The following is a 12,879-nucleotide window of genomic DNA, read 5'->3' as shown; positions in this document are numbered from 1 at the left end:
GTCATGGCCCATAGGAATTGGTGCGCCAGAACAGCCGGTTTGGTGTCCGCGGCGTGCGGCGGCCGACGACCTGCGCAAGATCGAGAATCCGGATATCGCGACTGCAGAGTGCGAAGAGGGCAAGATAGATTAGCGGCGCGATCAGGGCCGACCAGAAACTGGTGCTGACGAGGAAGGCGATTAGCGTGATGCCGACGATGATGTAGAAGGCGTTGAGCGGAATGCCCCACATCATCGGTGGTCGGGTCAGGCCGATCACCAGCGGCGTCAACTGCGGCTTCTCATCGGTGAATTCGAGCATGGCTCAACTCCCCACGGCCGCGATCATCTGGTCGACGATGGCCGGTGCTCCGAAAACGAGGCCTATGCCTAGGACAACAGCGCCGGCGGTGAACCAGGAAAGACGTCCGGCGAAAGCCAGGAAGCCGAGCGCGATCACCGCGATAATCGCCAGCAGCCGGCCGAACGGGCCGGTAATGAAATCCACGATCATCTGGACCGCGGTTTCCAGCGGTGCGAAAGCGCCGCCCGACTGTGCGTAAGCCGGCTCCGCAAGCAAAAGACAAGAGAGCAACACCACGCCGAACGCGACAGTCTGGCTCAAGGGGTGCGCTGCGGGCGAATGAGAAATCTCGTTCATGGTGACCTCCGTCTAGAAATGCATGACGCCGCCGAGCCATTGGCGACGCTCGCGCGCCGTGATGACCCCGCTGATGTTGGAAGGACGTTCAGGAGCGCCAGTCGCAACACGCGGGTTGCGCAGGCTGCTCTCGTCGATGCCCATCTGGATGTTGAGAACCTCGGCGATGTAGCCGAGCGTTTCCCTGAACGGCGGGATGCCGCCGTGCTTGCGCACGCTTCCCTCACCGGCATTGTAGGCGGCCGCGACCAGTACGGGATTGCGGAACTCGTTAGTCAGTTCTCGCAGATAGCGAATTCCGCCATCGATGTTGCCTTCCGGATCGCAGATATCGCTGACGCCGAACCGTTCCGCCGTTTCCGGCATGAGCTGCATCGGACCACGAGCGCCCTTGGGGGAATTGCGCAGTCGATCGAGCCGGCTTTCGGCTGTCGCCACCGCGACAGCAAAACCGACATCGACCTTGTGCCGCTGCGCCGCCTCGATGACGAGGCGCGTGATTTCTTCTGGTGTCGCCGGTGATGGCCCGCATTCAGGAGCGTCTTTTAGGTTGCCACCATTAAAATGATTGTTATCTGTTTCCGGCCCAACCGTATTGCTTTCCAGCATTCCGGTGATCGGCAGCGTCCTGTCCTGGGGAACAATCTGGCCGCCCTCCCCCAGCACAAAGTCATCAGGATGCCGCGCCCAGCGTTCTTCGACCACTCTGTCTGCGGGTGACAGGACGCCATCCTGTGGCCGAGTTTGACCTGTTCGAACTGGCTGGGGCGCCGTGTAAGAGGACAGGTCGGATGCCCGTGCAGGGCCCGCCTGAATGATGCATATGCACGTGAGAATTGTCACTGCCAGAGGCGGGGTTGTCGTCAGTGTTTTAGCGTGCATCGCCATCGTTCCGCATCCAAAGCCTTGTAACGCTGGATATCGGAATGGTTAGGCGAGTCAAAAAACAATGTCAATTTGATTGTGATTTTTCTTGCAATGGAGAAGGAAGCGGGTCAATGTCGAGCAAGATGACAACCTGGAAGCTACAGCCGATGAGACGAGCAGCGGTTTGCCTGGTCGCGATAAGCGCGTCCCTGCCAGCCCATTCGGCCGGTCCAATCGACGAGGCGTATATCCGCTCGCTCGCCGCCCCCGGAAAGACGGTGCTGGTCATGGAGTATTATGACGGGGAGCAGAAAGTGACAGGACGGAAGGGCTTCGCTTCAGCATCAGGGTTCCGCGCGATTTCCGCGACTGAATTCCGCGTTGATGCGAATCTCACAGTCCATCTTTTCGGTATCGAGCCGTGCAAAAGCGACATGGTGAACCTCAAGGAGGATTTTGCCGGCTCCTGCGAGGACTACGCTCGCCAGGGTCTGGAGACGCTCCTGCAGTCTCCCCGGGTGATCTATTGCCGGGCCTTTGTCAGCGAGACCGGCGCGCAGGCGCAGGATGCGACCTGCTACGGCTACTACAACTATCCGGGCAGCCTCGACTCGATCGACATGCTCGAGGAGCAGCTGGTCTCCCTCGGCACTCACCGCATCGCTACAAGGCCGGACGGAACGCCGGCTCGTGCCGATCTGAACGAGGCCGAGGTCATTGGTCGCAAAGGCTACGGCATGTGGGCCGATCCAAGGGTGGCGGGGCAATGAAGTTCCCTGCCCTTCTCCTGGCGCTGATGTCTGCGTCAATGCCGGCGATGGCAGCGCCACCGGAGGGCTATTTCGAACTGAAACCGGGTGTGACTCTCGAAAGCGGTGACAGTTGGCGTTATGGCGAGCAGCGCTTCCGGCTCTTCGGCGTACAAGCGTGTCTGCGCGGGACGTTCTATACCGAAGGGACGGGTGCTCGCCGTGATTGTGGTGAGGCCTCTCTGGCTGTGCTTGCGGCCTACATCAAGGACAGGACGCCTTTGTGTGCTCAGGTCGCGCGATCGACGGAAACTGCTTTCGTGTCCTGCTACGCCATGATCGGCGCGGATCGGCTGGATCTGGCCAACCTGATGATTTCTGCGGGCTTTGCCTTCGCCTCCCTCGATGACCGCGGCCTGCCCCACCATGCACCCTATGCCGTGATGGAGCAGGCTGCCCGCGAAGAGAGGATCGGGCTCTGGCAATTCGACGATGTCGAGCATCCCGCCATTCTGCTGGGCCAGAGCGCGAACACTGGAAGGATGGCGCCATGAGGCCAATTACCGTCAGGTCGATCACGGTTGCATTGGCAATGATCGCCCTACCCTATCCGGTCAATGCAGCTGATGCCTTGCGCGACCAGCGAGGTTCGCCCGTCGAGTCAGAACCGGCCACATCCTCGAGCCCTCCAGTGAAAATCACCGGCCGCGCCGCCGTCATAGATGGCCGCACTCTCTGGTTCCCACGGGACGGACAAAAGATGCGGCTCGCCTCAATCGACGCTTGCGAGTTGCCGCAATGGTCCTACGATCCGCGTCGGCATGGCGAAAGCATGATCCCCAAGCCAGTACCGTGCGGTCCGCTTGCAAAGGCGTGGCTGAAGCGGACGGTCGGCAATGCACAGGTTACTTGCGTCGTTCAGGCCTACGACGCTGATGGCGCCCTCCTCAGCCGCTGCACCATACGCGGCCGCGATCTGGCGCTGGAGATGTTGAGGGTTGGCTGGGCCCGCGTGAACACACCGGCGCCGGCCGAGTATCTGACTTGGCAGAACTACGCTATGTCCGCCCGGCACGGCATGTGGGCGACCTACGTGCTCGATATGCCGGAATGGCGCGCCAAGGCTGTCGACCGGACGCTCTCACGCCGACCGATCGCGGATTTCAACCTGCTGGCCGAACGGGGTAGCGAGATATCGCCGCCGTTTAAGGACGCGCGTGAGCGCCCCATTCGAACGAATCGATAGGCTGATCGAAGGAGACGTCGCATGAACTCTGTTCGACTGACCTCCATGTCGGCGATCTTTTCCGCAGCGGCATGTTTCTGGTTGGCCGATCGTGCCGAAGCCAGCAAATGGGGATGCGAGGTGCTTCTGTGTGCATCGTCCTCGGATCCATCATGGCGTGGCGTGCCGGCATGTCACCCGCCGATGCATCGGCTGATCTCTGCGATGGGCAGATGGGGTTTTTCGTGGCCCACCTGCCCCGAAGCAGGAACTGATAGGCCTGGCTATGAAGCCTACGAGGATTGTCCTGCCGGATGGACCGTTGGGTCCAACAACCAGGATCATAGTGGCCGTCAGGGCGATATCTGTGTGCAGGTCCGCAATACTTGTCCGTCCGGATTTGCTGCCCGCGACGGCTGCGAGCAGATCGTTACGATGTCGAGGCCGCTCCGCGAAAATCCATACTACTTCGATATAAGGCACGACGACGGCAATTTCACACGACACTGGTTCAACTTGCGCAAATAGGCAGGTCACCTTGTTCATTGCTGCCATGTCCGTTGGTGGTAGCGCGGCAGCGCTCCCTCGTACTGATATTCATTGAAGCGGCGTATTGCGTTTTCCCAAGAACTGAGCCAGCGGTCCCTTAAATGGATCGAGGGTCCGCATCGCCTTCGAGATCTGCTTCGCGTCCGGTGCAACTGGCTCGGTCATGAGCGCTGCCATGAGATAGACGAGTTTCTGACGGGCCTCATCGGCGTTCGATGGTCTGAGCACGACCAGACAAGAATATGCGCGTCTCTCGCGCCAGCGCAGGAACTTTCGCGCCGCACAGTTCAACAGTTCCCATGCCGATCCAGATCGCTTTTCCGCTGCCACGCTCTCCCGACGCGCGCGTTTGTGACGCTCTATGGCAGAAGCCATTGTCCGGCGATCCGGAAAAAGACGAGCTATCATCTTCTGTTCCCACGGAGATACCTAAACCGCCTCCAGCCTCTAGAGACGTACAACTTAGAAATATCAGTCCATAAAATGTGATGATGGGAACGAGCGCACGAGAGGATACGAAGATCATCGAAATGGAACGAAATCCTACCCTCTAAGCGGATGTTTAAGAACGGAAAATTGTTTGTTCCTCCACCAAGGGACGGGAGCGATTTCAAAGAATTGTTCAAAACCTTGGCGGCGGCAGGTGCGGGTCGGTCATCTGATAATGACGGGTTTCCTGCAGGTCCATGGACGCCCGAACTCCTTGCTGAGGCGATCTCACAGATCGAAGCCAATTCCGTTGGGGTCGACCAGAGAACGGTGCAGCTTTGGTTTCAGGACAATGAGAAAGGAGTCAGCCCGGCCAATATTCGCTGGCTCGCGAGGATCTTTGGATGCGATGATCCGGTAGCAACCAGGGAATGGCAGATAGAACTCGGCGCGGCCCAATCGAGGTTGTCGGCAAAGAGGCGAGAATGGAAGAAAGACGCCAGTGGAACTGCGCAGCCGGTTCCGCATACGCCACGGACTATTCCGTTAGAGTACCCGGCAGAACCGGCGCACGACATCCCCAGTAGAGCGAGGCGGCATTCAAGCCTGGCGACGAGATCAGCGGCACTCTTTGCTGAAGGATCTCCCCTGAATTTGCCTGCATCGGTGTTTGCAGGGATCGCCGCTCTGGGATTTCTGGCGTATGTCTTGGGAATTCATAACGTCACCTATAGTCGGGCAGATGGCGTTACCAAGCAGGTTGGCTTCCTTTGGACGGCTAACTGGACATCCGTCTTCATGGTGCTTTTGCCACTGTTCTTCGCTATTGTAACAGCGGTCGTGACGTTTTGGAAAAATGAGGGCCGACCACAGCTTCCGGGACATAGAGACCGGATTGACAGCGACACAGCTTGGACACGCAACGTCGAAGCCACGTCGTACTCATATTGGGCCGTTCTCACGATTTGCGTGCTATTCGCCGGCCTTCTTCAATGGATAGGCGTGTCATTGATCCCGCTGATGGAAGGTGGTGGTGACTATGCGACAGACTGGGATTCGATTGCGATCGTACACCCAGAGATAATTTCGGTGCCAGAGGCTGCTGTTTTCACGGGAATCGCATACCTGTACATGAGCATATGTTTCTACATGTTTTTTGTGGGGTTAATTTTACTGTACACAGTGACGCATGACTTTTGGACAATCAGAAAGGCGGAAAGCGTACAGCCCGAAACAGAACATGAACGTCGTCTCAGCGAAGTTGGCCGAACAGTGATGCATGGGATTTTTCGGTGTAGCGTCTTGGGTATGTTGATCGCCATAGTCATGAAGGTTCAAAGCGCTTACCTGACATCCGCCGGAGAAAATGTCGTCGCCTGGTTGGTGGATGATATGACTTCAGCTCTTGCTGGACGCAATGACCTGTACGCCGGAACCGACTATCGGAGGCCGACGCACTACAGCAGCCTCCTCGTCGCTGTTTCGAGCTGTTTTGTATTTTTGTATGGAGCCATCCGGCTACGCACCAAACGCCGGTCCGATGTACCTTTCTGGAGGATGTCGGCCGCCGTAACATCACTTGTGGCGGGGTATTTGCTGATCGACGTTGTCACCGGGTTTTCAATCCTCCTCGCCATTGGTGTGCTGCTCGCGGTTTTTGGTCTTTTCAACCGTGATTTGCGCGATGCTCATCGTTCGGCCGGATGGGGATGAGGGTGTTTCATAGTTGGCTTGATGGTTGGGATGAGCGGCAGGCGCAACGCGGGGAAGAGCGAAAGCAGACCGCTGTCTTCGCCCTGGATGCGGATCGTGCCTTTCCAGGTCCGCGCGAGACTATTGGCATTGAGGAGTTTGGTGCTCTTGCAGGCAAAGCTCTTGCTGATCCAGCCTTCTTCGAGGCGGCAGCCGAGAGCTCTGAGGGCTTTAAGAGAATCGATGAATGGCTCAAATTTCCATCGGATATCTCAACCGATGTAGAGCAGAACAATGTCGTCTGGGCGAAGATCAAAGACAGCGGGAGGTTCGACCATGCGGTGGTGATTTTTCACCACTGGAACGCAAACACCTGGAATAGTCGTGTCGCCGACTATTTTTCTCGGCGTGGCATCACCGTAGTCGAGATCGCCCTACCCTATCACTTCCAGCGCAGCCGTCCCGGATCTCTGCATGCCGACTATATGCTTAGCGCCAATTTGGGGCGAACGATCCAATCCGTAAGGCAGGCAGTATTGGACGGGCGCAAGCTCATTCGTTGGTTAAAGCGTGAAGGCTACCGAGACATTTCGGTGCTCGGGATAAGCTTGGGTTCTTGGGTTGCGGCCATAGTTGCCGCACACGACTTGGCTGTGTCAAAAGCCTCGTTATTTCTGACCGCGGGCAGTCTGGCCGATATGGTTTGGACGGGTCGCGCGACACGCGCGATACGCGATAGCCTTGAACCTGAAGTTCATTTGGACGGTCTTCGGCGCGCTTGGGCACCGCTTAACTTGGAAAACTACTCACATCGTTTGGCCCGACCGGATCTCGCTCTACATGTCGTGTTGGCCAAGAGAGACAAGGTAGTTCTGCCGGAGTTGTCGGCGAACTTCATGCAGAAGCTGAAGGAAGCCGGAGCCAAGCCAGATATTTTGGAATTAAACTGTGGTCACTATTCACTCGCCCTGCCGCCTTACATTTTGCGGGCCGGTTTGAGCTTGAAACGAGGCCTCCTTGGATGAGGTCGAGTACGGCTCCCCGACATATAGCGCCACAGCCGTTGCTATTTCCGTCGCAAATTTGGAACGGAGACGGGGAGGAGCCTGGGCCTCTTATCAGACAGCCAGGAGTTCGAACTGCTCGACCAACGAGCGGCACGACAATCCCGCCATCGACAATCAGACTACAGGGTGTCGAGGATGCGTGTGATGGTATTGGGTAGGCTTTCAACTCGCTCCGTAATGCGATCAGCTGCGGAGCCCCCTAGACTTCGATCTCGTGGGTAAGCCGCGAGAGGATATGGCCACTGCAGGTCATTAGGCGACAGCTTCGTCCGAACGTCGTCAGCAGATCGTGCCGTATGTTCACACGACCCAATTGACCGGGGCTCCCGGCCTTCCAAGCCGCTGCTCAGCGCAGGCGCGGTGTATCCGGAATGTCTCGAAGGTTGGCCTACGCGAGATGACTGACCTCTGTGAAGGTTTCTGCGACGCATGGAAGCGTACCAGGCCGAGCGCTCAGGAGCGATACCCTCCACTTGATCTCCGGGCCGATCGCCTAGGTGGGGTTTGACCGACCTTTGTTTACTTGGACGTTTGTCGGGTTGCACGTGTACAACTCGCCTTTTCAGTGTGGATTTTGACGCCGGTATTCCACGTACGAACTTCTTTACGGGAATGCAGTCGGGGCGCGCGGAGGCCTGCGCCGGATCGGTCCCTCGAAGGAGTTGTACATGTGCAACTCGCGACATTTGAAGGGGCCCAATGGCGTTAACTTTCTGTTAGCCTTAAAAGATTTGCCACCGGGCGCCGAATCTGGCTTAATTGATCAGCGCATATTTGCAGATGATGCTGGGAAAAGCGCAGATTCCGGGGATAGGTTTCTTGGCCACCACTATCTTGTCAGAAGCGGACATCAACATTCCGACCTTGCGCAGTCAAATTATGGCTGACGCAAGTGAGTTGTCGCGTCAACTTCAGGCGCATCAGCTTCGCACTTTTCCGCCAACATCGCAAAAAAGTATTCGGCTGTTCACGCCAGCTGAAGCGGCTGACTTCATTGGGATACATGAGGGCTATCTGCGGCAGATTGTTGCCGAAGGTCACGGGCCAGCACCGTTGCCTAACGGTCGGCGACTGTATTCGGTAACGGACATCGAGGGGTTGCGGCGTGTTCTCGATGAGGGAGGGAAGGGCGCCCCGAAATATGTGAGGCACCGTCGCTCCGGCGAGAAGCTGCAGATCGTAAGCGTTATGAATTTCAAGGGCGGTTCGGGGAAAACAACGACATCTGCCCATCTTGCGCAGTATCTGGCATTGCGCGGATATCGTGTGCTGGCTATCGACCTCGATCCTCAGGCGTCGCTTTCGGCCCTCTTCGGCCATCAGCCCGAACTGGATGTAGGCGAGGGAGAAACCATTTACGGTGCCATTCGCTACGATGAAAACCGCCGTCATATCTCGGAAGTTGTCCGTGAGACGTATACGCCCGGCCTCCATTGCGTGCCGGGCAATCTGGAATTGATGGAATTCGAGCATACCACCCCGAAAGCGTTGTCCGAGCGGACACAGAACAGCTCGATGTTCTTCTCACGTATCGGCGAAAGTCTTGCGGAAATCGAAAGCGCGTACGATGTCGTAATCATCGATTGCCCGCCACAACTTGGGTTCCTGTCGCTATCAGCGCTATGCGCAGCTACTGCGGTTTTGATCACTGTTCATCCGCAGATGCTCGACGTCATGTCCATGAGTCAGTTCCTGACCATGACAGGCGACCTGCTGGCAGTCGTGGAGAACGCGGGAGGCAGCACCGAATACGATTGGTTGCGCTACCTCGTTACGCGTTACGAGCCGAATGATGGTCCACAAAGCCAGATGGCAGGCTTCATGCGTTCCATTTTTGGGCAACGGGTTCTGGAACACCCGATGCTCAAGTCTACCGCGGTATCCGATGCTGGATTGACAAAACAAACGCTCTACGAAGTCGAGAAATCATCGTTCACGCGCGGCACTTATGAACGCGCTCTGGAGTCCCTGACACTTGTAAACGGCGAAATAGAAGGCCTCGTCCGAGCCACGTGGGGGAGGAAGTAACCCATGGCTAGAAAAAACGTATTCGATCTGGCGCCGGAGCCTACTGAACTAACTCCAGCTTCTGCGCAGCCAAAGTTGGGGCGTCCATTGCTCGGCCTCGAGAGATCGATAAGGCCTGCAAGCCCGGTTGGTGCGATCTCCCAGTCTCTCGAAAGCATCAATTCTCGCGCCCAGCGAGCCGACGAGATCGAAAAGCAACTCGCTGCGGGCCGGGTAATCATCGAACTCGACCCCGCTCTTGTGGACGGCTCGTTCGTCGTCGATCGCCTAAGTGTTGAAGCCGAAGTGAATGCTTCTCTGGCCGCCCAGATCAGGGAACACGGCCAGCAGGTGCCGATCTTGGTGCGCCCGCATCCCGAGCGCGAAGGGCGATACCAGGTTGCTTACGGACATCGTCGACTGGCGGCCGCCAAGGAACTTGGTCGGCCGGTGAGGGCAGTTGTGCGCGATCTTACGGACGAACAACTCGTCGTCTCGCAAGGTCAGGAAAACAACTCTCGCACGGACCTATCGTTCATCGAGCGATCTTTTTTTGGGGCACGTCTCGAGGATCGTGGGTTTCCACGGGACATCATCATGGCTTCCCTCGGCGTCGATAAGGCTGCCCTATCTCGCATGATCGCTCTGACTAGGCGATTGCCGCCGGAACTGATTGAAGCCATCGGTTCCGCTCCATCATTCGGACGCCTGCGTTGGGCCGAACTAGCTGATTTGCTGGAAGATGAGGGGAAACGATCCAAAGCTCTGAAACTCATTCGCGAGCAGGATTTCCTCACTGAGAAAAGCGATGACCGGTTTCAGGCTGTCTACAACCAGCTGAAGCAGGCGGCGGCCAAAACGGAGCGAATGGCAGCAGCCGCGCAATCCTGGGTACCTAGTGACAAATCGGTTAGCGTCGTCGCTAGGTACCGGCCGAAAGGCATTTCGCTCGAGATCACCAAGACCGAGGCGAAGCCTTTCGCGGATTGGATAACTGGCAATCTGGACAGCCTCTATGAGGCTTACAGGCAGTCGAAACAGGAGAATTGAAACCGCAAAAGAAAAAGGCCCCCGACCGGCGAACCGTGGAAGCCTCTCTCAGAACTTAAGCACTCCGAGAATCGCATTTCCACGAATCAGTGTCAAGAGTCGTAACGTCCATTCGGGCGGCTAGAATTCTTTTGCCTAGCGATAGGTGAGGGACAATGCAGACGCATATCTCAACGACGCCCTTCGGGCGGCGGGCGATGACGCTTGGCCAGATTGCAAGCCAGGCAACCGCAAAGGCGATGCCGAAAGAGGTGACCGCCAACAAGTGGCGGGTGTTCGAAGACATCCGTAAAGCCCGCGAAATGCTCGGCGCGACGGATCGCTCGCTTGCGATCCTCAACGCCTTGCTGTCGTTTCACAGAGAGACGGAACTCTCGGCCGATGGCGAACTCATCGTCTGGCCATCGAACGAGCAGCTGATTGCCCGCGCGAACGGCATCTCGCCGGCGACGCTTCGGCGCCATCTTTTGGTTCTGGTCGAATGCGGATTGATCATCCGCAGGGATAGCCCGAACGGCAAGCGATTCGCGCGCCGGAGCAGGGCAGGGGAGATCGAGCAGGCCTATGGCTTCGATCTCTCGCCGATCGTCGCACGCGCGGTGGAATTCAGGGACATGGCGGAGGCGGTCCAGGCGGAGAAGAAGGCGTTTCGTGTCGCCAGGGAGCGCTTGACGCTGCTACGGCGCGATATCGTCAAGATGATCGACGCAGGGATCGAGGAAGGAGTCCCGGGGAACTGGGGCAGGGTGCTTCAGACATACCAGGCGGTCATCGGCAGGCTTCCCCGGACGGCCTCGCGGCAGCTCATCGAGGATATCTGCGCTGAGCTCTATGAACTGCACGCGGAGATCCGCGATGTATTGGAATCTTTCATAAAAACACAGAATCCGAACGCCAATGAGTCTCAATCTGATCGCCACATACAGAATTCAAATCCAGACTCCCCATCTGAATCTGAACACTGCTTTCGAGAAAAGAAAGAAGCGAGCGGCAGCGTTGCGGAAATCGACAACGTAAGGAGCTTGCCGAAGCGAGATCTGCCGTTGAGCATCGTGCTGGATGCGTGCCCGAATTTGCGCGAGGCAGCGCAATCGGGCGAAATCCGCCATTGGCGCGACTTTCTGGCGGCCGCAGAGCTGGTCCGGACGATGCTGGGGATCAGTCCCAGCGCCTGGCAGGAAGCCCGCAAGGTCATGGGCGAGGTTCAGGCCGCGATCACGCTTGCGGCAATCTACCAGCGATCCGACCAGATCAACAGCGCCGGGGGATATCTGCGCAGCCTGACCGACAAGGCGCGGGACGGAAAATTCTCGACCTGGCCGATGGTCATGGCGCTCCTGCGCGCCAAGCTGGATGAAGGGAAACACCGCCAAACCTCGGAGATTGTGACATCTGAATCCGGTTCGCGGCTTGAGGTCTCGGAGTCACTCCTGAAAAGCCTGCGAAGGCGGGACCGATGAACCTGTTAGCCGTTCAGACGGTGCTGTCGCCGACATGGGTTTCCGGCCCGTTTGAAGCGTTTCAGCGTTACCTGTCATCCGAACGGAGGATAGATGGCTGGATTTTCGTGTCGTGGAGAGAACGAGAACCTGATGCGCGGTAAGGATTGCAATTCTCTCACCAGCGCCATATGTTTTGCACAAGAAATATGTTTGTCTGTATGACAGGTGCAGCAGTGGCCGAAGCTCAGAAAGTTTTAGTACGAAACGAATCCCTCGTGCTGTCGTACATGGATCGAGCCGGGAGGATCGCGATCAACCAATTGGCGGATGGCTTTGGGATGTCCAAGACCCAGCTCGCCGAAACAGCGGGGCTTGCCAGGGAGACACTCTACCGTGCCGAACGCAGCCGAGCTCCAAAAGCACAGGGACGACTTCGTGAAATGCTAGAGATCATCAGCCGCGTGACGGAGTGGGCCGGCGGCAAGGAACAAGCCATGGCCTGGTATCGTGCCCAGCCCTTGCCCGCGTTTGGCGGGCGAACGGCGGAAGCCCTTGTCAAGGAAGGAAAGGCCGCGGCCGTTCGGGACTATCTCGACCACATGGCGCTTGGCGGATTTGCGTGAGGTTCGTGGGAACCTGCTATCGAGCGCATGATCCGCGATGGGCCTTCAAGCCGACATCCGGCGACGGCGCCGCGGTAAGGGGTGCGCGTTTCAACCCGAAGGGGGTGCCGGCGCTCTATCTCGGCTTGAGCATCATGACAGCCGTCAAGGAAGCCAATCAGGGCTTCGCGCATCGAATAGATCCATGTGTGCTTTGCTCGTATGAAATCGATTGCGAGGATATCGCCGACCTGACGACAGAGGAAGGGAGAGCCGAGCACCGGGTCGATCTTGATGATATGAGCTGTGCATGGGCGACAGCTCTTTCCAACGGTGATCGGCCCGCGTCATGGTCGATATATGACCGGCTTCATGGTCAAGGCGTTGCTGGCGTTCTCGTGCCGAGTTTTGCCCCAGGCGCTGAGGTGGATGATCTGAATCTGGTGCTTTGGAAATGGGGCCCCAACCTGCCGCATGAGGTGAGAGTCTTTGATCCGAGCGGCCGGCTACCGAAGGATCAGCTGTCCTGGCGCGAAGGTTCCTGACCGCTTCGCACCGGG

The 12,879-nt window shown here is 57.7% G+C and carries 15 protein-coding genes; 11 read left to right on the top strand and 4 right to left on the bottom strand.

Annotated features, from left to right (window positions below; translation table 11 throughout):
• Position 1: 1 nt before the first annotated feature.
• From C7450_RS30790 to C7450_RS30780, 3 genes are read right to left on the bottom strand one after another with little or no spacing between them, the layout of a single operon-like run.
• The gene (locus C7450_RS30790; RefSeq protein WP_110378309.1) at positions 2–301 is read right to left on the bottom strand and encodes a VirB3 family type IV secretion system protein; all 300 of its coding nucleotides are present in this window, start codon (positions 299–301) and stop codon (positions 2–4) included.
• Between the two features lie 3 nt (positions 302–304).
• Positions 305–640, bottom strand: a complete 336-nt coding sequence (locus C7450_RS30785) for a TrbC/VirB2 family type IV secretion system protein (RefSeq protein ID WP_110378308.1) — start codon at positions 638–640, stop codon at positions 305–307.
• A gap of 12 nt (positions 641–652) precedes the next feature.
• The gene (locus C7450_RS30780; protein WP_245450264.1) at positions 653–1,345 is read right to left on the bottom strand and encodes a lytic transglycosylase domain-containing protein; all 693 of its coding nucleotides are present in this window, start codon (positions 1,343–1,345) and stop codon (positions 653–655) included.
• Positions 1,346–1,674: 329 nt separating this feature from the next.
• Here C7450_RS30780 and C7450_RS30775 point away from each other — a divergent pair, with 329 nt between their 5' ends.
• From C7450_RS30775 to C7450_RS30760, 4 genes are read left to right on the top strand one after another with little or no spacing between them, the layout of a single operon-like run.
• Positions 1,675–2,277: a hypothetical protein gene (locus C7450_RS30775; protein WP_110378338.1), complete on the top strand. Its 603-nt coding sequence runs from the start codon at positions 1,675–1,677 to the stop codon at positions 2,275–2,277.
• Positions 2,274–2,810: a thermonuclease family protein gene (locus C7450_RS30770; protein WP_110378307.1), complete on the top strand. Its 537-nt coding sequence runs from the start codon at positions 2,274–2,276 to the stop codon at positions 2,808–2,810. Before C7450_RS30775 ends, C7450_RS30770 begins: the two co-directional genes overlap by 4 nt.
• Positions 2,807–3,502, top strand: coding sequence for a thermonuclease family protein (locus C7450_RS30765; RefSeq protein WP_110378306.1), 696 nt, complete (start codon positions 2,807–2,809; stop codon positions 3,500–3,502). Before C7450_RS30770 ends, C7450_RS30765 begins: the two co-directional genes overlap by 4 nt.
• Positions 3,503–3,523: 21 nt before the next feature.
• The gene (locus C7450_RS30760; RefSeq protein WP_110378305.1) at positions 3,524–4,009 is read left to right on the top strand and encodes a hypothetical protein; all 486 of its coding nucleotides are present in this window, start codon (positions 3,524–3,526) and stop codon (positions 4,007–4,009) included.
• 69 nt (positions 4,010–4,078) lie between these two features.
• Here C7450_RS30760 and C7450_RS30755 read toward each other — a convergent pair whose 3' ends face one another.
• On the bottom strand, positions 4,079–4,405 hold the full coding sequence (locus C7450_RS30755; RefSeq protein WP_146227596.1) for a hypothetical protein: 327 nt from the start codon (positions 4,403–4,405) through the stop codon (positions 4,079–4,081).
• A gap of 183 nt (positions 4,406–4,588) precedes the next feature.
• Between C7450_RS30755 and C7450_RS30750 the strand changes: the two genes are divergently transcribed.
• The 7 genes from C7450_RS30750 (at position 4,589) to C7450_RS30720 (ending at position 12,864) form a co-directional block, all read left to right on the top strand.
• Complete coding sequence (locus C7450_RS30750; protein WP_110378303.1) at positions 4,589–6,172, top strand: RcgA family putative transporter; 1,584 nt, start codon at positions 4,589–4,591, stop codon at positions 6,170–6,172.
• Between the two features lie 2 nt (positions 6,173–6,174).
• Entirely contained in the window at positions 6,175–7,176 is a 1,002-nt protein-coding gene (locus tag C7450_RS30745) for an alpha/beta hydrolase family protein (RefSeq protein WP_110378337.1), read from the top strand.
• 921 nt (positions 7,177–8,097) lie between these two features.
• Positions 8,098–9,246: a plasmid partitioning protein RepA gene (repA, locus tag C7450_RS30740; RefSeq protein ID WP_245450267.1), complete on the top strand. Its 1,149-nt coding sequence runs from the start codon at positions 8,098–8,100 to the stop codon at positions 9,244–9,246.
• Positions 9,247–9,249: 3 nt separating this feature from the next.
• Complete coding sequence (gene repB, locus C7450_RS30735; RefSeq protein WP_110378302.1) at positions 9,250–10,275, top strand: plasmid partitioning protein RepB; 1,026 nt, start codon at positions 9,250–9,252, stop codon at positions 10,273–10,275.
• Between the two features lie 155 nt (positions 10,276–10,430).
• Positions 10,431–11,735, top strand: coding sequence for a plasmid replication protein RepC (repC, locus tag C7450_RS30730; RefSeq protein WP_110378301.1), 1,305 nt, complete (start codon positions 10,431–10,433; stop codon positions 11,733–11,735).
• Positions 11,736–11,950: 215 nt separating this feature from the next.
• Positions 11,951–12,340 (top strand): MbcA/ParS/Xre antitoxin family protein, encoded by a 390-nt coding sequence (locus C7450_RS30725; protein ID WP_110378335.1) that lies wholly within the window; start codon positions 11,951–11,953, stop codon positions 12,338–12,340.
• Positions 12,337–12,864 (top strand): RES family NAD+ phosphorylase, encoded by a 528-nt coding sequence (locus C7450_RS30720; RefSeq protein ID WP_110378300.1) that lies wholly within the window; start codon positions 12,337–12,339, stop codon positions 12,862–12,864. The genes C7450_RS30725 and C7450_RS30720 overlap by 4 nt, the downstream gene beginning before the upstream one ends.
• The last annotated feature ends 15 nt before the right edge of the window (positions 12,865–12,879 follow it).

It is taken from the genome of Chelatococcus asaccharovorans, from assembly GCF_003201475.1.
Classification (GTDB): domain Bacteria; phylum Pseudomonadota; class Alphaproteobacteria; order Rhizobiales; family Beijerinckiaceae; genus Chelatococcus; species Chelatococcus asaccharovorans.
The sequence above is the reverse complement of the archived record's forward strand: the minus strand, read 5'-3'. Positions and strand labels throughout refer to the sequence as shown.

Bases quoted from the DNA above. Each gene is read 5' to 3' on its own strand.
- C7450_RS30765 (WP_110378306.1), top strand. From the start codon at position 2,807: ATGAGGCCAATTACCGTCAGGTCGATCACGGTTGCATTGGCAATGATC.
- repA (WP_245450267.1), top strand. From the start codon at position 8,098: ATGGCTGACGCAAGTGAGTTGTCGCGTCAACTTCAGGCGCATCAGCTT.
- C7450_RS30760 (WP_110378305.1), top strand. From the start codon at position 3,524: ATGAACTCTGTTCGACTGACCTCCATGTCGGCGATCTTTTCCGCAGCG.
- C7450_RS30750 (WP_110378303.1), top strand. From the start codon at position 4,589: ATGTTTAAGAACGGAAAATTGTTTGTTCCTCCACCAAGGGACGGGAGC.
- repC (WP_110378301.1), top strand. From the start codon at position 10,431: ATGCAGACGCATATCTCAACGACGCCCTTCGGGCGGCGGGCGATGACG.
- C7450_RS30770 (WP_110378307.1), top strand. From the start codon at position 2,274: ATGAAGTTCCCTGCCCTTCTCCTGGCGCTGATGTCTGCGTCAATGCCG.
- repB (WP_110378302.1), top strand. From the start codon at position 9,250: ATGGCTAGAAAAAACGTATTCGATCTGGCGCCGGAGCCTACTGAACTA.
- C7450_RS30775 (WP_110378338.1), top strand. From the start codon at position 1,675: ATGAGACGAGCAGCGGTTTGCCTGGTCGCGATAAGCGCGTCCCTGCCA.
- C7450_RS30785 (WP_110378308.1), bottom strand. From the start codon at position 640: ATGAACGAGATTTCTCATTCGCCCGCAGCGCACCCCTTGAGCCAGACT.
- C7450_RS30790 (WP_110378309.1), bottom strand. From the start codon at position 301: ATGCTCGAATTCACCGATGAGAAGCCGCAGTTGACGCCGCTGGTGATC.
- C7450_RS30755 (WP_146227596.1), bottom strand. From the start codon at position 4,405: ATGGCTTCTGCCATAGAGCGTCACAAACGCGCGCGTCGGGAGAGCGTG.